General features: G+C 28.2%; 21 protein-coding genes. 9 read left to right on the plus strand and 12 right to left on the minus strand.

Annotated elements, in window-relative coordinates:
- From F0310_RS01615 to F0310_RS01635, 5 genes are all read left to right on the plus strand, one after another.
- Positions 1-921: peptide ABC transporter substrate-binding protein (locus F0310_RS01615; protein WP_182117227.1), on the plus strand; the 921-nt coding region annotated here is incomplete at its 5' end.
- A gap of 166 nt (positions 922-1087) precedes the next feature.
- Complete coding sequence (locus F0310_RS01620; protein WP_182117228.1) at positions 1088-2008, plus strand: ABC transporter permease; 921 nt, start codon at positions 1088-1090, stop codon at positions 2006-2008.
- Between the two features lie 19 nt (positions 2009-2027).
- On the plus strand, positions 2028-3080 hold the full coding sequence (locus tag F0310_RS01625; RefSeq protein WP_182117229.1) for an ABC transporter permease: 1053 nt from the start codon (positions 2028-2030) through the stop codon (positions 3078-3080).
- Positions 3081-3091: 11 nt separating this feature from the next.
- Positions 3092-3964 (plus strand): ABC transporter ATP-binding protein, encoded by an 873-nt coding sequence (locus tag F0310_RS01630; protein ID WP_182117230.1) that lies wholly within the window; start codon positions 3092-3094, stop codon positions 3962-3964.
- The gene (locus F0310_RS01635) at positions 3965-4945 is read left to right on the plus strand and encodes an ABC transporter ATP-binding protein (RefSeq protein ID WP_182117231.1); all 981 of its coding nucleotides are present in this window, start codon (positions 3965-3967) and stop codon (positions 4943-4945) included.
- Between the two features lie 112 nt (positions 4946-5057).
- Here the strand turns inward: F0310_RS01635 and F0310_RS01640 are convergent, their stop codons facing one another.
- Positions 5058-5816, minus strand: a complete 759-nt coding sequence (locus F0310_RS01640; protein ID WP_232535932.1) for an early set domain-containing protein — start codon at positions 5814-5816, stop codon at positions 5058-5060.
- A gap of 122 nt (positions 5817-5938) precedes the next feature.
- Between F0310_RS01640 and eno the strand changes: the two genes are divergently transcribed.
- A complete protein-coding gene (gene eno, locus F0310_RS01645; RefSeq protein WP_182117232.1) occupies positions 5939-7234 on the plus strand; it encodes a phosphopyruvate hydratase in 1296 nt (431 codons plus the stop codon).
- 45 nt (positions 7235-7279) lie between these two features.
- On the opposite strand, the gene rpsI is transcribed toward eno, so the two are convergent.
- From rpsI to F0310_RS01690, 9 genes are all read right to left on the minus strand, one after another.
- Positions 7280-7690: a 30S ribosomal protein S9 gene (gene rpsI / locus F0310_RS01650; RefSeq protein ID WP_182117233.1), complete on the minus strand. Its 411-nt coding sequence runs from the start codon at positions 7688-7690 to the stop codon at positions 7280-7282.
- Positions 7691-7702: 12 nt separating this feature from the next.
- Positions 7703-8152, minus strand: coding sequence for a 50S ribosomal protein L13 (gene rplM, locus F0310_RS01655; RefSeq protein WP_182117234.1), 450 nt, complete (start codon positions 8150-8152; stop codon positions 7703-7705).
- Positions 8153-8230: 78 nt separating this feature from the next.
- Positions 8231-9016: a hypothetical protein gene (locus F0310_RS01660; protein ID WP_182117235.1), complete on the minus strand. Its 786-nt coding sequence runs from the start codon at positions 9014-9016 to the stop codon at positions 8231-8233.
- Complete coding sequence (gene gatB, locus F0310_RS01665; RefSeq protein ID WP_182117236.1) at positions 9009-10466, minus strand: Asp-tRNA(Asn)/Glu-tRNA(Gln) amidotransferase subunit GatB; 1458 nt, start codon at positions 10464-10466, stop codon at positions 9009-9011. The genes F0310_RS01660 and gatB overlap by 8 nt, the downstream gene beginning before the upstream one ends.
- Positions 10456-11886 carry an Asp-tRNA(Asn)/Glu-tRNA(Gln) amidotransferase subunit GatA gene (gene gatA, locus F0310_RS01670; RefSeq protein WP_476577987.1) on the minus strand — a complete coding sequence of 477 codons (1431 nt, stop codon included), beginning with the start codon at positions 11884-11886 and terminating at the stop codon, positions 10456-10458. The genes gatB and gatA overlap by 11 nt, the downstream gene beginning before the upstream one ends.
- A 24-nt stretch (positions 11887-11910) precedes the next feature.
- Positions 11911-12186: an Asp-tRNA(Asn)/Glu-tRNA(Gln) amidotransferase subunit GatC gene (gatC, locus tag F0310_RS01675; protein ID WP_182117238.1), complete on the minus strand. Its 276-nt coding sequence runs from the start codon at positions 12184-12186 to the stop codon at positions 11911-11913.
- 10 nt (positions 12187-12196) lie between these two features.
- Positions 12197-14296 carry an ATP-dependent helicase gene (locus F0310_RS01680; RefSeq protein ID WP_182117239.1) on the minus strand — a complete coding sequence of 700 codons (2100 nt, stop codon included), beginning with the start codon at positions 14294-14296 and terminating at the stop codon, positions 12197-12199.
- On the minus strand, positions 14297-15499 hold the full coding sequence (locus tag F0310_RS01685; protein ID WP_182117240.1) for a helix-turn-helix domain-containing protein: 1203 nt from the start codon (positions 15497-15499) through the stop codon (positions 14297-14299).
- An 11-nt stretch (positions 15500-15510) separates the two neighbouring features.
- Positions 15511-16173: a LolA family protein gene (locus tag F0310_RS01690; protein WP_182117241.1), complete on the minus strand. Its 663-nt coding sequence runs from the start codon at positions 16171-16173 to the stop codon at positions 15511-15513.
- Between the two features lie 1460 nt (positions 16174-17633).
- On the opposite strand from F0310_RS01690, the gene pyk reads away from it, so the two are divergent.
- Together pyk and amrB are read left to right on the plus strand one after the other, a co-directional pair.
- The gene (pyk, locus tag F0310_RS01695) at positions 17634-19067 is read left to right on the plus strand and encodes a pyruvate kinase (protein WP_182117242.1); all 1434 of its coding nucleotides are present in this window, start codon (positions 17634-17636) and stop codon (positions 19065-19067) included.
- Between the two features lie 71 nt (positions 19068-19138).
- On the plus strand, positions 19139-19825 hold the full coding sequence (gene amrB / locus F0310_RS01700) for an AmmeMemoRadiSam system protein B (RefSeq protein WP_182117243.1): 687 nt from the start codon (positions 19139-19141) through the stop codon (positions 19823-19825).
- 4 nt (positions 19826-19829) lie between these two features.
- Here amrB and rpmB read toward each other — a convergent pair whose 3' ends face one another.
- Positions 19830-20108 carry a 50S ribosomal protein L28 gene (gene rpmB / locus F0310_RS01705; RefSeq protein WP_182117244.1) on the minus strand — a complete coding sequence of 93 codons (279 nt, stop codon included), beginning with the start codon at positions 20106-20108 and terminating at the stop codon, positions 19830-19832.
- A gap of 9 nt (positions 20109-20117) precedes the next feature.
- Positions 20118-21686 carry a hypothetical protein gene (locus F0310_RS01710; RefSeq protein WP_182117245.1) on the minus strand — a complete coding sequence of 523 codons (1569 nt, stop codon included), beginning with the start codon at positions 21684-21686 and terminating at the stop codon, positions 20118-20120.
- A gap of 114 nt (positions 21687-21800) precedes the next feature.
- Here F0310_RS01710 and F0310_RS01715 point away from each other — a divergent pair, with 114 nt between their 5' ends.
- Positions 21801-22913 (plus strand): hypothetical protein, encoded by a 1113-nt coding sequence (locus tag F0310_RS01715; RefSeq protein ID WP_182117246.1) that lies wholly within the window; start codon positions 21801-21803, stop codon positions 22911-22913.
- Positions 22914-22922: the final 9 nt, after the last annotated feature.

A 22922-nucleotide genomic window follows, 5' to 3' on the forward strand; every position in this document is an offset into this window, starting at 1 on the left:
AAATACTACAATGCTAGCAATGTTGAAATAAATGAAATTATTTTTTATACAACAAATGCAAATACTGCTTATAATATGTATATAAATGATGAACTTGACTTCCTTACATCAATAGGAAGAGATAAGTTTGATGAAGCTAGACTTAGAGATGATTACTACTCTCATCCCTACAATGCCGCAAGTTACTTATCATTTAATACCACTGTTAAACCACTTGATAATCCAAAGATTAGAGAAGCCCTAACTCTTGCTATTGATAGAGAATCATTAAATAAGATAATTCTAAAAAATCAATCAGACCCAACAAGAAACTTAACTCCACCTTTTGAAAATTATTCTTATGGCAAAGAACTTATACTATTTGATCCTGAAAGAGCTAAACAACTATTAACTGAGGCTGGCTATCCTAACGGTAAGGACTTCCCTACTCTTAAATACAAAATTTCAAAGCAGGATGGAATGGGAATAACAGCAGAGTTTTTACAAGAACAATTTAAAAAAATATTAAACATTAACTTAGAAATTGAATCTGAAGAGTGGACCACATTCTTAAACAGTAGAAAAATGGGCAACTATCAAATTTCAGACATGGGATGGTCAGGTGATTATTTAGATCCACTAACATTTCTTGAAAGTCTGTTTATAACAGAAAATCACACTTTTGGTGCATTTGGTTATTCAAACAAAGAATATGACTCTTTAATAAAACAATCTGACCTTGAACAAGATCCAATTAAAAGACAAGATATCTTAAGAAAAGCCGAAGAAATCATAATAGAAAAAGACTTCCCTGTTGCCCCTATTACAATACCTAAATCATATTATCTCTTCAGAAATGATAGATGGAAAACCTTTTCAACTTCAACAGAAATAGCCTATCTAAAAGAATTAAAACCAACTAAAAAGCTAAGCAAAATTTAATAAACAAAAACAACTAAAAAATATAACTAGAATATATAACATAAATCAATATTTATTTATAAAATAATAAAAACAAACATTAATATTCTAAATAATATTTAATATTATGTGTTAGAATAATTAATTATGTAGATTAATAACCCTATTGTTGAAATAAGGAGCAATTATGCTAAGATTCACCATACAAAAACTATTAGAAACAATCCCAACTCTAATAGTAATAATTTTTTTATGCTTTTTAATAATGAGACTTGCTCCTGGGAATCCATTTGATTCTGAAAAACCTATCGATCCTCAGGTAAAAGAAAAATTAATGCAAAAATATCATCTTGACAAACCTTTTTATCTTCAAGCTTACTACTACATCACAAATGTTTTAAAAGGAGATTTAGGTCCGTCATTAAAAAAGAAAGATTTAAGTGTAAATCAATATATAAAATTAGGAATGCCTAAATCATTTATAATTGGAATAATAACCTTAATGCTGTCTCTGATACTTGGAATTTTATTTGGAACAATCTCCGCTATTAAAAAAAATACTCGCATTGATTATATAATAAGAGTAATAGCAATATTTGGAATTTCTGTGCCTACTTTTGTCACTGGCCCCATTTTACAATATTTTTTATCCGTCAAATTAGGAATATTTTATACCTCTGGCTGGATTACAGAACGCGGTGGTCTTACAAATTTAGTTATGCCAATAATAACACTCAGTTTGCCATATACAGCTATCTTTACAAGAATACTTAGAGGTTCTATGTTAGAGATATTAAATAGCGATTTTGTAAGAACAGCAAGAGCTAAAGGCTTAAGCTTTAATGTAATAATTAGGAAACATGTATTAATAGGAGCCATACTTCCTCTAATAAGTTACATGGGACCTATTTTTGCTGGAATAATTTCCGGTAGTATGGTTATCGAACAAATATTTAGAATAGCAGGATTAGGTATGGTTACAGTAGAATCATCACTAAATAGAGACTATCCACTACTAATGGGCTCCGTCTTAGCCTATTCAACCATACTGCTAGTGTCCATTTTAGTATCAGATATTGCTTACAAAAGACTTGACCCAAGAGTATAGGAAGGAAGGAGGCAACAAAATGAGCAACTACGAACAAAAAAACATCTCATTTGAATCTCATACATCTAATAAAAGAGCTTGGTTAAGATTTAAAGAAAATAAGCTTGCATTCATAAGCATATTTATTATTGGATTTTACATAGTAATTGCAATATTACAACCAATCTTACCAATATACAAATATTACACTCAAGTGGTCGAACATGCAGATCTCCCTCCATCTTTTAGGCATGCTGGAGAATTATGGTACAATAAAGAACTTAATTTCATAAAAAAATTAGCAAAAAAAGAAAAACGAGAACTCAAAGAAGAAGAAAAGGCTAAACTAGAAAAAATAAAAGAAAGAATAGAAACAGAAGTTCAAAAAATTGACGGTATAGATACTAAAATACACAAAAGAATATACATATTAGGAACAGACAGCCTTGGAAGAGACCTACTTGCAAGAATAATACAAGGAAGTCAAATATCAATATCTGTGGGGTTCATTGGGGCATTCATATCAATGATAATAGGAACAATAATAGGGGCAATAGCAGGTTTTTTTGGTGGTATTTCAGATAAAATAATAACTAAAATAATAGAAATCCTTTATGTTTTGCCATCTCTACTTGTCATAATAACATTAATGACTGTTATGGAAAGAAACATAATAGGATTATTTATTGCAATTAGCATTATTTCATGGCTATCACTTGCCAGAATAGTTAGAGGACAAATACAATCACTTTCAAAATCTGAATTTATACAAGTAGCTAGGACATTAGGAGCAACAAATAAGAGAATGATATCTAATCATTTAATCCCCAATAGCCTTGGTATGATAGCAATAATTACAACAATGAATGTTCCAGGGTTTATTATGGTTGAATCATTTTTATCTTTTCTAGGACTTGGAATATCAGCACCAATGACCAGTTGGGGAGAGTTAGTAAAAAATGGAATTCCTACATTTATTGAATATCCATGGAAAATCTTTATTCCTGCAACAGTCATGACAATATTCTTACTATTTATGAATTTTCTAGGCGACGGATTAAGAGATGCATTTGATCCGAAGGATAACCTTTAGGAGAAAATTGAATGAAAGAAGATTACATATTGGAGATCAAAAACTTAGCAATTGAGTTTAAGTTAAAGCACACAACAATATACCCTGTAAACAACATAAACTTAAAAATGAAAAGAGGAGAAATTAGAGCTATTGTAGGAGAGTCTGGTAGCGGAAAATCTGTTACAAGCATGGCCATACTAAAGCTACTGCCTGAAATGACAACAGTATACAAAGAAGGTGAAATACTATTTGAAGGAAAAGATTTGCTTAAACTTAGCGAAAAAGAACTCCAAAGTATTAGAGGCAATAAAATAGCCATGGTATTTCAAGATCCAATGACTTCTTTAAATCCATACTTAAGAATATCAACACAAATTGAAGAAACAATAATGTTGCATCAAAAACTAGACAAATATACAGCAAAGAAAAAGGCAATAGAAATGCTAAAAACTGTTGGTGTTATGAATGCAGAAGAGAGAATATCACATTATCCTCATCAATTTTCAGGAGGAATGAGACAAAGAGTTATGATCGCAATGGCTTTAAGTTGTCGTCCCTCTTTATTAATAGCAGATGAACCTACTACAGCCCTTGATGTTACAATTCAAGAACAAATACTATTACTCATTAAAAGTTTATCTAAAAAATTCAATACTTCAACAATACTAATAACTCATGATTTAGCAGTAGTTGCAGAAATTTGCGATACGGTATCTGTAATGTACCAAGGTAAATTTGTTGAAGAAGGAACAGTAATAGAAATATTTAAAAACCCTAAACATCCATATACAATCGGACTTTTAAAATCAATACTTACTCTGGATCAAAATCCAAATGAGAAACTTTACTCAATTAAATTAAACTCTATCGCATCAAGTACAAATAATATTGAGGAGCTTTAAATGAATAGTGAGAAAGACATAATTCTTAAAGTAGAAAACTTAGTACAAACATTTACAATTGGAGAAGACTTTTTATTTTGGAAAAATAAGCGCAAGATAAATGCTGTAAATGGCATCAGTTTTGAAGTTGAGCGTAATAAAACATTAGGACTCGTTGGAGAATCTGGATGCGGAAAATCAACAACTCTCAGATCAATAATGCAACTCTACACACCAACATCTGGTAGCATATATTTTAATGGAAAAGATATCACCAAACTTCCCAAAAGAGAACTTTTGAAGACAAAAAAAGACATGCAAATGGTATTTCAAGACCCTCATACTTCTCTTAACCCAAGGATGACAATAAAAGAAATAATAGCAGAGCCACTAGTTATTTATAATGAAAACAAAATTCTTCCAAAAACAAAACAAGAAATAGATAAGAGAGTAAATGAACTAATGGATATTACCGAACTTGAAAAAAGTATGCTATCTAGGTATCCACACGAATTTTCAGGAGGGCAAAGACAAAGAATAGGAATAGCAAGAGCACTAGCATTAAGTCCTAAGCTTTTACTACTAGATGAAGCCGTATCGGCTTTAGATGTATCAATAAGAGCGCAAATTTTAAATTTACTTAAAACTCTACAAAGAGAATTAAATTTATCTTATCTCTTTATCTCCCATGACCTAGCAGTAGTAAAATACATGAGTGACAAAATTGCTGTAATGTATTTGGGAGTCATATTAGAAGTTGCACCTAGAGATATACTATTTTCAAATCCTATCCATCCATATACCAAAACGCTAATAGCATCCATTCCTGAGATTGATCCCGAAAAAAGAAAAAATAAAACCATAAAACTTGATGAGCCATCATTATCAAGTATTCGAAATACAAATTCAACAAAAGAGAGCATAGCCCTTGAGGAAATAGAAAAAGATCACTTTGTATCTAAATATCTTTTTGATGAAATGAACAACTTAATAAATAAATAAAAATTTACCAAAAAAAAGCAAGGGCACACATATGCCTTACTGAAAGTATTGTTAATTTTGCTTTAGGTAGATGTAGATTAATACAATTATTTATAAATAAAAACACAAACTACTAATTATCAAAATATGAAACTTCAAAATCTATCTTATTACCAATCCCCTTAACAAAATATAAATTAGTTCTATTAACATTATTCTTATCTATAACTTTATTTCCAGAATCAACAAAATAATAATAAATTCTACCTTTAGGTAGGTCTTTCAGCTTAATAGTATATACACCTTGATTATGTTCATGTTCAGTCAACCTGTTTAAAAATGGATTAAAATTATTAAAATTTCCAGCTATTGTGACAAACTGTCCAGGACGGCCTATATAAAAAATTTCAACTTCCCTTTTATTAGAAGAATCAATTGGATTTCTTAAAGAAATATAGCTGTTATTTATAACTGAAATATCAATCACAGAAAATGGTATTAAATCTTTATCATAAACTATATTTTTATTGTATTCATCATTTGTCCAAATTCCATCCACAATAAGTTTATATTTAATTCTCTCAAGCCCATGAGGAAGATTTACTTTTACAAAAAAAAGACCATATTTATTCTTTTGAAACAAATATTTTTTTGAATAACCATCAAAATCAAAAACAGCAAAGACTTTCCTAATACTTCTATCCGAAGGATAAAACATAATAACCCTTTTAGAATCAACCATTGGTGTTAAATTATCTTTTCTTGTTGAAACTTCCAAAAATTCAATTAAAGATAAATTGAAATTTTCAACAACATAACCTTGTAAAGAATTAGTATTAAAATTAAAAAAGAAAAATATAAAACACAATAAAAATCTTAAAACTGTTTTCATAATTTAAGTTAATAAACTAATACACAATTCTTTTTATAAATACTACACATTTATTTTATTTATTATTATACTAAAAACATATATTAAAGTAAATAAAAATGTTAATAATAAGGAGTTACAAAATGGGCTTTCATATTTATGAAATAAAAGCTAGGCAAATAATTGATTCTAGAGGAAATCCAACAGTTGAAGCAGATGTAATACTTGAAGATGGTTCTCTTGGTAGAGCAGCTGTTCCATCAGGCGCTTCAACAGGAATAAATGAGGCTGTTGAATTACGAGACGGCAATAAATCTGTTTATATGGGTAAAGGAGTACTCAAGGCAGTTGAAAATATAACAAATATTATATCTCCAGAACTTGAAGGAATGAGTGCTTTAAATCAAGTTGAAATCGACAGAAAAATGCTTGAGCTTGACGGTACACCTACTAAATCAAAACTTGGCGCTAATGCTATACTTGCTGTCTCAATGGCCACAGCTAAAGCAGCAGCTGCTTATGTTGGACTTAAGGTTTACCAATACCTTGGAGCCTATAAGGCTAATATTTTACCTACGCCCATGTGTAACATTATTAACGGCGGAGCTCACTCTGATAATTCTGTAGATTTTCAAGAATTTATGATAATGCCAGTTGGAGCAAAAACTTTTAGTGATGCAATAAGAATGTCAGCAGAAGTTTTTCATATCCTTAAGGGCATTTTAAGCAAAAAAGGTTATTCAACCTCTGTAGGAGACGAGGGCGGATTTGCTCCAAACTTAAAATCAAACGAAGAAGCTTGTGAAATTATCATGGAAGCCATAAAAGAAGCAGGATATAAGCCTGGTGAAGAGATCGCAATTGCTCTTGATCCTGCCACATCTGAGCTTTACGATTCAAAGACAAAAAAATATGTATTTAAATGGTCAACCAAGGAAGAACTTACTTCTGAAGAAATGGTTAAATATTGGGAAAAATGGGTAGAAAAATATCCTATTATATCAATTGAAGATGGAATGGCTGAAGAAGATTGGGATGGATGGAAAAAACTCACAGATAAGATAGGAAATAAAGTTCAACTTGTTGGAGACGACTTATTTGTAACAAATACATCCTTTCTTAAAAAGGGAATTGAAATGAAAGTAGCAAATTCAATTCTTGTTAAAGTAAATCAAATTGGGACATTGACTGAGACCTTTGAAGCTGTTGAAATGGCAAAAAAAGCAGGGTATACTGCAATAGTTTCACATCGTTCAGGAGAGACAGAAGATACAACAATAGCTGATCTTGTTGTTGCACTTGGAGTAGGGCAGATTAAAACAGGCTCTTTATCAAGAACAGACAGGATAGCTAAGTATAACCAACTTTTAAGAATAGAAGAAGAACTAGGCAGCATTGCTGAATATCATGGTAAAGATGTTTTTTATTCCATTAAGTAAAAATAAAAAGCCCATATTGAGGGCTTTTTACTTAAAACAAAATTATCATCTTTTTGAAAATTGAAAGCTTTTTCTAGCTTTCTTTCTGCCAAATTTCTTGCGCTCAACTCTTCTTGAATCTCTTGTTAAAAGCCCATTAGATTTAAGAACTATTTTATTTTCCTCATCAAGCTCAAAAAGAGCCCTTGCAATCCCATGCCTAATAGCACCAACCTGGCCAGAAATACCTCCTCCATAAACATTTACATAAATATCATACTTTCTAAGAGTATTTGTTAAAACTAATGGCGCTAAAGCAAGGGTCCTTAAATTTTCAAGTTGTATATAAGAATCAAAATTTTTACCATTAATCTTAATTTCGCCTCTCCCCTCTCTAATGTAGACCCTAGCAACAGAAGATTTTCGCCTCCCAGTACCCATTGCTAAATTAATACCTTTAACATTTATTTTTGTCATTTTTCCTCACTCTCAATCCAACTCTAACTTATAAGGATTTTGTGCCTTAAGATTATGCTCAGGACCAGAAAAAACTCTAATATTTCTAAAAAGCTCACGTCCCAAAGGTCCCTTTGGTAACATACCTTTAATAGCTATTTCAATAGGAGCTGCCGGATTTCTCTCAGACAAAGTTCTAAAAGTATCAGAATAAAGACCCCCCGGATATCTTGAATGTCTATAGTAAATTTTCTGAGAATATTTTTTACCTGTAAGCTTAATCTTTGCAGCATTAACAATTATAACATTATCACCTAAATCTTGATGAGGAGCATAATAAGCCTTATGCTTACCTCTCAAAATTCTAACCACTTTCGCAGCAATCCTACCAAGAATCTTATCCTTAGCATCAATAACATACCATTTTTTCTCTACATACTTTGGCTTAATCCATATTGTACTATTATCAGTTACTCTATTCATATTAACTACAGCCCTCGCTTAGATATTCTACAAAATCGTATTTTTCAATTGTATTATTTGTAAGCTACCCTGTCAATACTAAAAACTATATTTATACTGCAGCTCACAAGAAACTCTTCTAAACCGATCCAAATCTCCTTTTGAAAACTTTAGAGGAACAAAAGAAGGATTACTAAAGACAGGATTAATTAAATATCCACTCTTTAAATATGTATTAAAAACTTCAACATGATGCTCTGGTTTATAAAGAGGAAACATATATCTATTCATTATTCTAAACATAGAAGTAGTAAAAATTTCGAAATTAATTTTTTTATCATTTTCATAAGACATAATATTAACAAGCATATTTCTAGCAATTGCTAAAGTCAAAGCATCAAAATTATCCATAAACTCTATCTTCTTAGATAAATTATCTATTATCACAATACTAATAGACATGCATCCCGGCATTGGAATATTTACAAGCATAGGATACCTAAAATTACTAAATCCAACTTTAAATTCATATATTCCATTTTTTTCTTCCCAGGGTTTACTAAAATAATTTTTCCCAGTTAAAGATGACAAGAATTCCCTAGCATCTCTTTCATACTTAAAAACATATGAACACCCTGCATCTTTAAAAAAGGAAAAAAAAACATTTGTAAATTGATTTCTAAATATAGAAGGATAAGAAGCTGTAAGACCCCTCGAAAAAGTCTGTTTAAGAATGATACTTAAACCTTTGGCCCTATGTCCTAAAAAGTTACGGCCTTCATTTAAATATAAATCCAAATACCTATTACCTTTAGTATCATAAAGATAAAAAAACCTTGCTCTCTTAATAATTGGAATACAATTTATCAGAAACTTACTACACATTCTTTAATCTATCCATTAGAATTTCATTCGCAAGTACAGGATTAACTTTTCCTGAAGTTTTTTTCATAATTTGTCCCATCATAAATTTCAATGCATGACTTTTACCCTTTCTGTAAAGTTCAACAGATTTAGGAAATTCCTTTAAAACTTCAATCACAACTGCCTCAATCAAAGATTTATCATTTATCTGTTCTAAATTTTTCTCACTAACAATTATAGAAGGAGAAACATTTTTATCTATCATCTCTACAAATATTTCTTTAGCAATCTTTCCATTTACTCTCTCACTAACAATAAGTTCAACAAGTTCTCTAATATATGATGGGCTTATGCTAAAATTAAGTATATTTATTTCTCGATCATTAAGTACGCTCAACACTTCAGATAAAATCCAATTAGCTATTCTTTTGGGATCACTTGCATTTAATGCCGCTTCTTCAAAATATCTAACCAAGTTTTTATCAGAAGTTAAGGTATTAACATCAAACTCACTAAGACCATATTGCTTCTTTAATCTAATTCTTGCATCAAAGGGCAATTCAATCATTCTACTATCCTTTATACTTTCAATATAATCATCATCTACTTTCACTAAAGGCAAATCCGGTTCTTTAATATATCTATAATCCTCAATTGTTTCTTTACTTCTTTGCATCACTGTAATACCTTTCTTATCATCAAAACCTCTCGTATGTTTGCCTTCATCCTTAAAAGTTTTTCTATTCAAAATCCATTCCTTTTTTTGTCTTATTTCTTCATAATCAATTGCCAATTTTACCGACTTAAAAGAATTTAAATTTTTTATTTCAGCAATTGGAGTCTTATTCTCAATACCATTCTCATTAATAAATAAATTAATGTTAACATCACAACGAAAAGAACCATTTTCCATATTACAATCAGATAAATCAAGATATCTAAAAATTTCCCTTAAATAATTTAAATAAGCCACAGCTTCATCTCCACTGTTAATTTCTGGAGCAGAGACAATTTCTAATAATGGAGCACCTGAACGATTAAAATCAATATAACTTCTATTATCACTCCCAAGTAAGTGTAAACTCTTACCAGAATCCTCTTCCATATGTATCCTAACAATATTAATTTTTTTAAATCCTGAAAAACCTTTAATAAGAATAAATCCATTCTCACATATTGGTTCATCATTTTGAGATATTTGGTAACCCTTAGGTAAGTCAGGATAAGAATAATGCTTTCTATCAAACTTAACAATATTCCGGATTTTAGAATGTGTAGCATGGCCAGCCAAAATTGCACTATTAATTAATTCTTTATTAACCGTAGGCAATGCTCCAGGTAATCCAAGACATGTAGGACAAGTACGCGAATTTGGAATCCCACCAAAATCATTTTTACAACTACAAAAAGCCTTTGTTTTAAGCCTCAACTGTACATGAACTTCTAACCCAATAATCAATTTATATTCCATCTAATTCCAGTTCCTCTATTATATTTTTTGAAAAATTTAAAAGCTCAAAATCTTTTTTAGCTTGTCCAATTATCTGCATGCCAATAGGCAATCCTTTTTTATCTTGAGAAAAGGGAATAGAAATTGCAGGACAACCAATAAGATTGGCTATTACAGTACATATATCAGAATAATACATTTTTATAGGATCATCACACATCTCTCCAATTTTAAAAGGCTTTACAAAACTAGTAGGCATAATAATATATTCAAAATTATTAAAAAGCTTGCTAAATTTAGGGATTATAATATTTTCAATAATGCGACAAGCCTTTGTATAATACTTTAAATTATAGCCTTCTGATAATAAGTAATTACCAAGAACAATGCGCCTTTTAACTTCTTCATTTAAAAAAGAACTTCTTTGCTTGAGATAAAAATCATTTAAAGTTAAATTATCCTTTATTATTTTCCCATAACGAAGCCCAGTGTAACGAGCAAGATTAGAAGCAGCCTCAACTGGTGCTATTGAATAATATAGAGAAAGCACATAAGTAATTTCTCCTATTGAAATCTCATGTATTTCAATGCCTTTACTTGAAAGTGCAATTTTAAAATTAGAAAATTCACGAGCAACATCTTTGTCCATTAAATCTTCACTAAGCTCTTTGATTGTAGCTACTTTAATACTCTTCAAAGTCTTATTTAACAATGGATAAGGATTTATATCAATATCTATACTAGTAGCATCCTTTTTATCAATTCCACAGGTATACTTTAATATTAAAGCTATATCATCAACAAAACGAGCAAAAAATCCTATCTGATCAAGAGAAGACGCATAGGATACAAGCCCATAACGCGATAGGCCTCCATAAGAAGGTTTAAATCCAATAATACCAGCAAAAGAAGCAGGAAGTCTAACAGAACCTCCAGTATCACTCCCTAGTGAAAAAGGAGCTTGTTTATCCGCAACAACTGCACTAGAGCCACCAGAGCTACCCCCAACAACATACTCCCTATTTAAAGGATTAAGAGTAGCACCATAATAAGAAAATTCACAAGAAGAACCCATAGCAAACTCATCCATATTAGTTCTACCAAGAAAAACAACACCATTATCTCTCAATCTCTTTATAACTGTCGCATCATAAGGAGAAACATAGCCCTGTAAAATCTCAGAAGCACAAGTTAATCCCTTATTTTTAATTGCAATATTATCCTTAACCGCAATAGGAATGCCAATTAAAGGTAAATTTTGTCCCTCACCCTTTTCCAAAAGAATATCATATTCTTTTGCTAACTCCAATGAATCATCGAAAAATTCAATATACCCATTTATATCTTTATTAGATTCATATCTCTCTTTATATAAAAGGATAATATCATAAATGTTACACTTACGACTTAATATTAATTCCTTAATCTTTATCAAACTCATATCTCTTAAATTCAAAGCAATCTCCTATTCAAGTACCCTAGGGGATGGGAAATACCCATCTAAAAATAGATTACTAAACTTTTTAATAGATTCAATAGTCAAAGAAGCTAACTCCTTATCATCCCTTAAATTAGATAAATCACATGCCTTTTGTTTAAAATCATCTATTAAATCAAATTCAGAAATTTTATTTAACATATCAATTACCTTTTCAAACTTTTCAACAAATTTTTGCTCTTCATCTTTACTTAAGCTCAATAAACTTAACTTTAAACTATTTTCTAAATGAATATCTTTCAAAACACTACCTCTATGCCTTAGAAATTTTTTTAATGTAGGATGAACTTAAAATTACTTTCTTGCCATTTCTTAGATTAATTTTAATAAACTGCTCACCAATTTGACACCATTTATCTACAACTATTCCATTCTCTCCATTATAAATTACACTATCTCCAATAACAAAGTCCTTATAGCTATCCTCTATGAAAAAATATTTAAAATTATTCTTTAAATATTCTGGAATAAAAGTAATATCATAAGAATCTCTTTTAATATCCTGAAAAAAGATTGAAATAGCTGTATTTCTCAAAATACCACCAAAAAATCTCTGTAAATTACACGTAATAATAAGCTCAAACTTGGCTCTAGTAACAGCAACATAAAAAAGCCTTCTTTCCTCCTCTAATCTTTCCTCCGTTAATTCCTCAATCTCAGCAGGTATTAATCCCTTCTCAAGCCCAGATATTATTACTCTATCAAATTCAAGACCCTTAACACCATGAATTGAAGATAAAAGTATACCAGAACTAGAATCTCCATGAATTAAAGGCGAAAGAGATGAATTTTCTAAAAATAATACAAGTCCCTCAAAGCCACCTGAATACTCAATTCCACTTCCAATAAGTTCATCAATATTTTTAGATTTTTCATCTTTATCAAATTTTTGATAATAATCCCAAAGTCCAAATTTAACCACAACATCTCTAATAAAAACAGATAGATTAATATAAAAATCTCCATCAATTCTCTTATATAATGAATCATAAATATTTAAAAAAGTAATAAGAGAATCGACTGCCTTGCCTTTAAGAGTTTGACAAACTCTTCTGCTTGCAAATATTAAATCAATATCAACATCGCTGTTATTCAGCATTCCTATTATTTTATCTGTAGTAGCTTTACCTATTCCTCTAGAAGGCTTATTTATCACTCTTAAAAAAGATACTTTATCCTTTTTATTTACAAAAAGTCTTAGCAAAGAAATTACATCTTTAATTTCTTCCCTCTCATAAAATCTAATTGAACCTAGCACCTTATATTGAATATCCCTCTTCAAAAAAGATTTTTCAAACTGAAAAGATTGATAATTAAACCTATAAAGAATTGCTGTATCAAGTCTATCTTTAGCAAGAAAATCAGAAAAATATTCAGATTCCTCCATAGGATTTTGAAAGATAAAAAATTTCATCTTCTTTCCTATATTATTTTTTGTAACTATTACTTTTTCATATCTATTTTTATTCTTTGAAATAATATCATTTGCAACATTAACAATACTTAAAGTAGAACGATAATTTTGAACCAAATAGTATCTAGTAACATTATTAAATGCCTTTTCAAACTCAATAATATTCTCTACTCTAGCTCCTCTAAAAGAGTATATAGACTGATCCTCGTCTCCCACTACCATAAAATGATGCATATTTTGATTATAAAGTTCTTTTAAAAATAAAAACTGTGAATAATTAGTATCTTGATATTCATCCACAAGAATCGCCCTAAATCTATTCTGTATTCGTCTCTTTATATCCTCAGAGTCTCTTAACATTAAAGCAGATTTAAGAATAAGATCAGCAAAATCAAAAGCATTGTTTCTAGCCTTCTCTTGCTCATAAGTTTTAATATCTTTATAAATCTTCTCCTCAATACCAAAATAATCATTTAAAAATCCACTTTCTTTTTTTCTAAGTATTAAAGACGAAACCTGTTTTGCAATCTCAATGGAAGATGCAAGTCCAATTTGTTTAATGAAACGAACAACATCATTAGCATCCCAAATTGTAAAATTCGAATCATAATTCTTATCAAATTCTTTAAAATAAATTCTTAAAATCCAAGCACCAAAAGAATGAAAAGTTTGAATATGTAAAGACTTATTAAAATCAAAAAGATGATTTATTCTTATATTCATTTCTTTTGCAACTTTATTTGTGAATGTTAAAGCAAGAATTTCTTCTGGTCTTATTTCCATAATTTTTATTAAATAAGCTATTTTAGCTGTAATAACTCTGGTTTTACCACTGCCTGGCCCTGCTAAAACCAGAATAGGATTCTTAGTGTTATCTAAAATAATTTCTCTTTGACAGGAATTTAAACTAAAAAAGAAATCTTCTACCCTATCTACCATTTAATAAACTTCAGAAACCTTAAGATCAAATCCCACAGGAGTTTTTAGCCAAAAAAATTGAAGTGCCATTATTTCTTTTTCATACCACCCTTTTAAAATAGAAGTTATATCCTTCCCTTGAAGAGTAATATTAACATCAGAAAGTCTTGATAAAAATAATATTAAAGATTTTTTAAAATTTAAATTAAGTGTATTATCTTTAGACATAAATAAAGATTTTCCTGAAAGATTATTCTCATCGACATATCTTAAAAATGTATCATTTAAAAAATGAATCATTAAATCAATATTCACAATATTTTGAGAAGAATATAAGGTAGGATATTCACTAACCACCCTACTCCTAGGGCCATTAACTTCAAATTCCCAATTCAAAATTTCAAATCTATTAGAAAGACTAGCTTCAGACACATATTCAACATTTAAAATAAAAGATTCTAAGCTTACATGAGCCTTCTTAATGCTCTCTCTAGAATAATTCTCATAAATCATCTTCACTTTTATATTATCATTAAAATCTATTTCTCGAGATTTACCTAGTTTAAAAATATCTTGACTATTACTTAACTTATCTGTAATAACTAAATCATCATTTTTAAAAGAAACTTTATACTTTAAGATAGTGTTGCCATAAATTAAAGATAAAAAATCACCATCTGCAAGTAAAACATTCCAAAAAGTTTCTTTATCAAAAGGAACTTCATGAACTTCTGGATTTTTCCTTACAACATGGCTTGTTTTAAATATTTTTTTCAAATAGGCATTAATTTCATTAAAATTGAAAATAAAAAATATTAATACTACAAGACTAACCAATATCATTAGCATCTTAATCATTATAGTAGAATTTAGCATAGAAATATCTATGCTCTTGCCTTGAACATTCCCTTCACTCTCAAAATTTGAACTAATATTTTTATTCTCAGTTTTAATGCCAATATAACTATCATTAAGCCTCTTTTTATATTCCTTAAAAAGAGAAGAAATGTACCAAACATTAATATCTAAATACTCACTATAGGTCCTTAAAAATCCTACAGCTAAAACTTCATTTGGAAATAATTCAATATCAGAGTCTTCAAGAGCCTTAAGATATTTAATAGAAATTTTAATCTCATCAGATATACCTTCAAGAGTTAGCCCCTTATCAACCCTAGCTTTTTTTAAAAAATCTCCAAACTTAACGAAATCATTTTCTTCCATAGTTAAACACCTCAAGCTTTTTTAACATCATATAAAAAATTATCTATTTTGTTTGAAGTTTTTGGTGGATCATATTTAAATCTATTATCAGGAATTCCAACATTAAACTTTGTAGACAGAAAATCAATAACAATTTCTCGACCACCACCCGTAGGATAAGCAATAATCCTCCTAATTGAACCACTCTCTGTAAAAGCAACCATAAAAGAATCAATCGTAGCTGCACCTTTATAAAGACGTCTTGAAAAAGTCAATTTTATAAAACTCTTAGGTGCTCCTCCTCCCCCAGACTCATCAAGGGATTCTAAATTGGGAGAATTAGTATAAGATACACTGTATTCAGTACCCAAAACATTCATAAAACCACCGCCTGTTTTTCCCTTAGTTAATTGTTGTCTAAAAGAAGTAGCAAGTGATGGAACATAAACTGTTAAAAGTTCTCCATCACTTACAAAAACTTGATTATTAGAATCTAAATTAATAATAAATTTATCTGGAAATTTATATAACAGAGTACCTGTTTGCTTTAATCCCTTTATATTAAGACTAATTTTAGCCTGCATATCTTCTACATTTTGATATTTTGAATAAACATTCTCAAAATACTGATTAGCAGATACTTGAGCAAAAATAACATAGGGATACATAATAAGTACTAATATTATTCTCTTCATTACAAAACTCTTATTTTATTAAACTTAATTTAATAACAAAATATATCACATAATTTATGGCTAATACCTATACTATAACTTATTAAAATTAATAACTTACTATTCATAAATATACCATTTTGCAAACTAATAATAAACATAATTTAGTAAAAGATTAAAGGAAAAGAAATGTCTTCAAATTACAGTGAAATAAACATACCTTTAAAAAAAGTTCTTTAAAAATTCATTTTAAAAATCCAAAATAGAAGATTAATCGAAATTCTTCAAATAAACAATGAAAGAATAATTTTTCTTAAAGTAAAAAAGATAAAATTACAATATTTACATTCATCAAATTATGGCTTCCATCTCTTAAAATAATCGCAACAGATATAAATTTAAAATTATTTATGAATTAAAGACCAAAAAAGAAAAATTACAGGCTAATTTCTAGCTAAAACCCAAGAAATCATTGAAAACAAGAATAAATAAAAAAGAAATTAAAATTAAAAATAGCTCTATGATAATGAATCCTTATTACTCCAAACTTATTTAAAAGTACTATAGTAAGTTATAAAAAATTTAAAGTCATAATGTATAGCAATTCAGAAAAATATGAAAAAGAAAAATAAATTTAGGAAAAGAATACATTCTTTAGTAATGAAAATATATTCGATCAAAAAATTGAATCTATCAGGCTATCAGGAAAAAGCTAAATGATTTTTAAATATTAATATATTAATATAATAGGAAAAATTTATTATAAAGAAGAAATGAAAATATAACTCGACAAAAAATTATCACTTAAAAATAATGCCCTTAAATACTTTAAAAACATATAAGGAAGCAAAAATTTTTAAATCTATGAGAATAAAATTAAATTACACAAAAAATGTTATAAAGAATATATAAAGACAAAATTCATAGATCGCAAAGATTTAATTTTTAAAAAAATGAAAAAGCTAAAAACAAAACTTACTAAAGGAAACATTAATGGTATTCATTTCATCCCTCCTCGCTCCCCTCCCCCACCTAGAATTTGAAATCTTTGTAAAAATAACGTAAAATAAAATAGGATACTCTCATAATAAATTGGACAAAGGTAATGACCATTGGGTAACAAAAGAAATTGTATTAACGCTATTTTTTTAGGCATAAGAAAAATAAAAATAAGTTTTAATATTCCTAAACGTTGGTAATTTAATCGCTTTTATACAAAAGCTACAAGAAAATCAGGTAAAGCCAATCTTTACTACACTCATTTTAAGAACCTAAAAAGAGTAAAAGGTAAAAAGACTTATAATTATAAATAATTAAAATTTTAAATATTAAACTAGATCTCAATATGATTTGAAAACTTAAAAACAAAAAATAACTATATGCTTTACTATAATTTAAACTTAAAATAAAGCAACAAGTTATTAAAAATATTGTTATTGCAACTTAAAAAGCATAAAATTTAAATAGTGAGGGATAACTATATGATAAAAAAGTTAACAAAAATAGTAGCAACAATATCTGATCTAAGATGCGACCCAGAACACATAAAAGATTTATACGAGGCAGGTGTTAATGTAATAAGACTTAATACTGCTCATCAATCTCATGAAGATGCTCTAAAAGTAATTAATAATGTTAGGCAAGTTTCAAATAAAATAGCGATAATGATTGATACAAAAGGCCCAGAAGTTAGAACGACAAATATCGAAAAACCTATTTCCGTTAAGATTAAAGACAAGATAATAATATCAAAATCACCTATTAGTGAACCCAACTCATTTCAAGCTAACTACGATGGCTTTGTCAATGAAGTTACAAATGGCTCTAAAATTTTAATTGACGATGGTGATCTTGAAATGGTTGTAATTGAAAAACTATCGGACAGATTAATTTGTGAAGTTAAAAACGATGGACAAATTAAGAATAAAAAATCCATAAATACACCAGGAGTTCCGCTTAAGCTAAAGTCTGTAACTGAAAAAGATAAAGGATTTATTGAACTTGCAGCAAAACAAAATATTGATTTTATTGCTCACTCATTTGTAAGACATGAAAGAGATATTCAAGACGTTAAGGATATATTAAATGCTGCTGGGAATCCTGACGTAAAAATCATTTCTAAAGTTGAAAATCAAGAAGGAATTGATAACATTGAAGAAATAGCAAAAGCTTCATATGGAATCATGGTAGCAAGAGGAGACATGGGTGTTGAAATACCTGCTGAAGATGTTCCCTTGGCCCAAATTAAAATAACAAAAACTTGCATTAAGTATGGAGTACCAGTAATTACTGCAACACAAATGCTCCACTCAATGATTGAAAATCCAAGACCTACAAGAGCAGAAGTTTCTGATGTTGCTAATGCCATACTAAATGGGACAGATGCTATTATGCTATCTGGTGAAACAGCCTACGGTAAATATCCAGTTGAAGCTGTTAATATGATGACTAGAATAGCTAGAGAGGTTGAAAAACATAGAGAAAAAACGCTATTTAGGAATGAAATTTTTTGTAGTAAAAGAATTATCAGAAACTATATTATTAAATGTGCAATTGACTCTACAAAGATAATGCCCATAAAAGCTATTATCGTTGATTCACTTAAGGGAAGAACTGCAAGAGTAATGGCAACATATAGAGCAAGTGTTCCTTTATTTATTACAACAAGCAACGAGAGAATCGCAAGAGAGCTGTCTCTATCTTACGGCGTTTATTCTAATCTTGTTGATAGTAGCTTTAAAAGAACAACAGAGTTTGTAGTAACTTCTCTTGAACTGCTAAAAAAGCAAGGAATAGTCAAAGATTCAGATACTGTAGTAATAATTTCCGGAAACCCAAACAGAGATGCAAGCAAAGGCACAGAATTTATGGAAATAAATACAGTAGAAGATGCAATTAAAGGACGAAACATATAAACAAAACCAGAAATAGTTTAGTTAATTACATATTTTACTCAAATAAAAAAGTCAATCCAAATTTACTAAACTTGCACAAAAGAAAAACTCATAAAGCACTTTTAGTCAGTTATGGAAATTATGAGTTTTTCTTACAACATATTCACTTATTTCAAAGAATAATAGATAAAAATACAAAAAATATTTTTATATTCTCGCAAACAAAAAAAAATTCACAAATTAATATTTCAACTCACAAATCTTGGAAGATATTCAATTCAAAAATTTACGTAAATGTAAATATAATGAATCTAATACAAAAACTTGAATTTACAAACACAGAAGATAAAATAATAGAAAATGATCATAAAATTGAAATTGTGTTAAATTTTATCAAAGATATGACAAAAAATATAAAAATAATTCCAATTATATTAGGCAAGCTTAAATATCAAATATTAAAAGAATTTTGTCAATTTTTAAACCCATTTACAGAAAGAGAAGAAAATTCCTTTCTTTTCCTTTCTCATTTTATCTCACAATCTACAAACTTAAGCAAAGCTATTAAACTAGCTTCAACACTTAAAGAGCTTTTAGTCAAAAATAACTTAAATACCTTTCTTATCTTAGAGAATTATAATGCTCATAAAATATTTCCTGAAAATATAAATGCATTTATAATAACACACAAACTCTTCCAAAGATTTGAATTCAAATACAATGAAATCATCAAAAACAATAATGCATACTTAATAATAGAAAATATATTAATAAATTAAAAATTTAAATAAAGTCTTCTACCTTTTTAGAATTTTTTTTCAAAAAAATATCAAAACCAACTTTTGAAATACTCCTCAAAGCACTTGCAGAAACCTTAATATTAATATTTCTCCCCAATTCTGGTATAAAAAATTTCTTATTAATTAAATTCACTTTAAAAGTTCTTTTAGTCTTAACGCCAATATGCTGACCTGCTCCACCCTTCCTCTTAGCAAGCCCCTTTCTTGGAACATTATTTCCAAACAATGTCTTTTTTCCTGTTATTTCACACTCTCTTCCCATCTAAAACTCCTAAACTATATGTTTTCTCTCCAAGTATAAATCCATCAATTTTAAAAATAACCTTAAACTACTTATTATATTTTTAATTATACTACCAAAGTTTATATTATTTCCATAAGTTTTAATAAGTTCAATATCAAGCTCCTTCCAATTATAAATCAATTCTCTTTCTGAAGAAGGCTTAGCATAATCCTCTAAACAATCCTTTAAACGTTGTTCCATAGAGTAAATTATTGAATAATACTCATTTAATAATATAGAAGCTTTCTTATTAATATCTGCCACTATGCTTAACAACAATTTTTCTGATGACTTATCTCCAACAGAAATCCTATGTAAAAGAGCTTTAATTCTATTACCATAATTTCCCTGATCACCAAGATTATTATCAAAATCAACAAGACTTGAATAAGCATTAATCAAAGAATGCATATCATTAGACATGTCTCTTGAAATCTCCATATCTTTCCACTGTCCCTTAATTATAAGTATATTAATCATATCATTAAGATCTCTTTTTACAAAATTAATCACATAAGTTTTCAAATAACCTAAAAGCTCACAATAAATATATCCGGGAGTGTTCATAATCTTAGAAGTAATCTTGACACTCATTCCTTCATTATAATTATCTAAATGTAAAAGCGTACCTGAAGGAAACAATTTTTCAGCTAAAACTTTAGATTTACTATTTTTTTGAAAAACCTTAATTTTTTCTATTTCATTTGCAACATGTTTAGCAAGATCATTGAAAAACGTTTTTGCTATAGGTTTCGGCTTTTTTCCATTACATATAGGAAAATAATCAGGATCTCCACTAACATACCTCACAAGATATAAAATTTCCTTATTCTTATTTATATCAATAACAGATGTTACTATCTTAAGCCAAGCATTTGGCTTAATAGGGAAATTACCCTTATCTCCATATACTTCTAAAAGTATATCATATAGGTTCTTCCAGACAGAAAAATCTACAATAGAATATATATTCTCTAAAAAATCCTTAATCTCATCAAGTATCAATCCACAACCAACTGAATTAAATCTTGGTTTATAAACAAAATCATCTTCTGGAAAAAATCCATCAAAATTCTTAATAATAGAATGATACGGATACAAGACCAAATCAAAAAATACATACAAAGCTTCACAAGTTTCATCTATTAACTTAATTTGCTCTTGAGTTACATTTTTAAATAAGTAATTCAAATTATTATTCAAATTCTTAGGCATATCTGAAGTAAAATTAGGCATATCATTGGCCGAAAAAGAATAAATATAATCCAAAGCCTTTTTTTGACTTTCATTTAAATACTTTTCAACAACAAAGTGAATTATTTTATTTGAATTTCGATATCTTTGAACAAAAGGTTTCAAATAAGTAAAAGTTTTGTAAAGATTATAAATAAATTTAGCAAATTGAGGTAAAGCTTGTATTTTTGAAATATTAAAAAAATTACTTATTTTACTCAAATTATTTTTTAATTCTCTGATCCTTTTCTGCTTCACCTGTTCAGGAGTAAGCTCTCTGTTAAAAATAGAAAATAAAAAATCAAACAAACCCAAATTTACCAATCTCCCACTAAAACTATAAAATTAATATTAATTTAAATAACAAAACTATCAAAATAACTATAAAAATTATACATAATTTATTGTAAAATAAAAGGAAATAAAGTAAATAATTTTATGTACATAAAAAAATCAATTTTAATCGTATTTTTTACTTTAATTTTTAGTTGTTCAAGAAATGATATTATAATCTTACTAACCGACAATAAAATTGTTCCATTTTATGTAAATCAATTCAATATCGAAAATAAAACAAGCTTTATAGTTAAATACAAAGACTACATTAACATGGAAGCAATCAACAAAGAAAATGCTCGAATTGTTATATCAAAAACAATAGATAATATAAATATAATTAAAAATTTTAAAAATATTAAAAAGTATTATTCTCCAGATTATACAATTCTAAAAAATATATCTGATAAATTCACGTATAGAATTATTCCCTTAAGCTTTGATGTTCCAATCTTAATATATAAAAAAGAATATAATATAGGACAATACATGGATCTACAAAGTATTAAAAGCGCATATAAAATTTTTCAAAGAGAAAAAAAATTCTTCATTTCTCCCTACATTTCTGAAAGCCTATTTTACACAATATCTACAATAAACAAAACAAACTTTTATTCTGCTAATAATAATCAAGAACATGATGAGAAAAAAATGTTAAACATAATAAACTATTTTAAATCATTTTTGGACGCAAACGAACTTAAATTACAAAAAAAATTTACAGAAAAATATAAATATTTGAAATTAGAAAACATACTACTTGAAAAAAATACTCTTTTAATAGCAGGGCTAAGTAATCTAACATACTATAATAGATTAAATAAAGATATCAAAAATAAACTCAATTTCTTATACTTAACAGATCAAAACAAAAAATTAACAGTATCCAACATAAGCTTTATGGGGGTTCAAGAGTTATCTCAACCTATAGAAAAATTTATCAAATGGATACTAGATAAAGAAACACAAAAAACCCTAATTCAACTTAAAGATAAAACTAAATTTAACGAACATTTTGGTTTTATAAGTGGACTTACATCTTATAAAAGCTTGAACTTGCAATTTTCATCAATAATAAAAGAAGCTACTTCTTTTATTATTGATGAAAATTATATAAATCAAAACTCATATATACTAAATAAAAAGCAAATAGAAAAAGAAATCCAAGCGATTAATGAATCATTTTTATCATCAATAATGAAAAACCCAAATTAGAAGATTATG

Origin of the sequence: Borrelia sp. A-FGy1 (assembly GCF_014084025.1) — a bacterium.
Taxonomy (GTDB): Bacteria; Spirochaetota; Spirochaetia; order Borreliales; family Borreliaceae; genus Borrelia.

Bases quoted from the DNA above. Each gene is read 5' to 3' on its own strand.
- F0310_RS01620 (WP_182117228.1), top strand. From the start codon at position 1,088: ATGCTAAGATTCACCATACAAAAACTATTAGAAACAATCCCAACTCTA.
- F0310_RS01625 (WP_182117229.1), top strand. From the start codon at position 2,028: ATGAGCAACTACGAACAAAAAAACATCTCATTTGAATCTCATACATCT.
- F0310_RS01630 (WP_182117230.1), top strand. From the start codon at position 3,092: ATGAAAGAAGATTACATATTGGAGATCAAAAACTTAGCAATTGAGTTT.
- F0310_RS01635 (WP_182117231.1), top strand. From the start codon at position 3,965: ATGAATAGTGAGAAAGACATAATTCTTAAAGTAGAAAACTTAGTACAA.
- F0310_RS01640 (WP_232535932.1), bottom strand. From the start codon at position 5,816: ATGAAAACAGTTTTAAGATTTTTATTGTGTTTTATATTTTTCTTTTTT.
- eno (WP_182117232.1), top strand. From the start codon at position 5,939: ATGGGCTTTCATATTTATGAAATAAAAGCTAGGCAAATAATTGATTCT.
- rpsI (WP_182117233.1), bottom strand. From the start codon at position 7,690: ATGACAAAAATAAATGTTAAAGGTATTAATTTAGCAATGGGTACTGGG.
- rplM (WP_182117234.1), bottom strand. From the start codon at position 8,152: ATGAATAGAGTAACTGATAATAGTACAATATGGATTAAGCCAAAGTAT.
- F0310_RS01660 (WP_182117235.1), bottom strand. From the start codon at position 9,016: ATGTGTAGTAAGTTTCTGATAAATTGTATTCCAATTATTAAGAGAGCA.
- gatB (WP_182117236.1), bottom strand. From the start codon at position 10,466: ATGGAATATAAATTGATTATTGGGTTAGAAGTTCATGTACAGTTGAGG.
- gatA (WP_476577987.1), bottom strand. From the start codon at position 11,886: ATGAGTTTGATAAAGATTAAGGAATTAATATTAAGTCGTAAGTGTAAC.
- F0310_RS01680 (WP_182117239.1), bottom strand. From the start codon at position 14,296: ATGGTAGATAGGGTAGAAGATTTCTTTTTTAGTTTAAATTCCTGTCAA.
- F0310_RS01685 (WP_182117240.1), bottom strand. From the start codon at position 15,499: ATGGAAGAAAATGATTTCGTTAAGTTTGGAGATTTTTTAAAAAAAGCT.
- F0310_RS01690 (WP_182117241.1), bottom strand. From the start codon at position 16,173: ATGAAGAGAATAATATTAGTACTTATTATGTATCCCTATGTTATTTTT.
- pyk (WP_182117242.1), top strand. From the start codon at position 17,634: ATGATAAAAAAGTTAACAAAAATAGTAGCAACAATATCTGATCTAAGA.
- rpmB (WP_182117244.1), bottom strand. From the start codon at position 20,108: ATGGGAAGAGAGTGTGAAATAACAGGAAAAAAGACATTGTTTGGAAAT.
- F0310_RS01715 (WP_182117246.1), top strand. From the start codon at position 21,801: ATGTACATAAAAAAATCAATTTTAATCGTATTTTTTACTTTAATTTTT.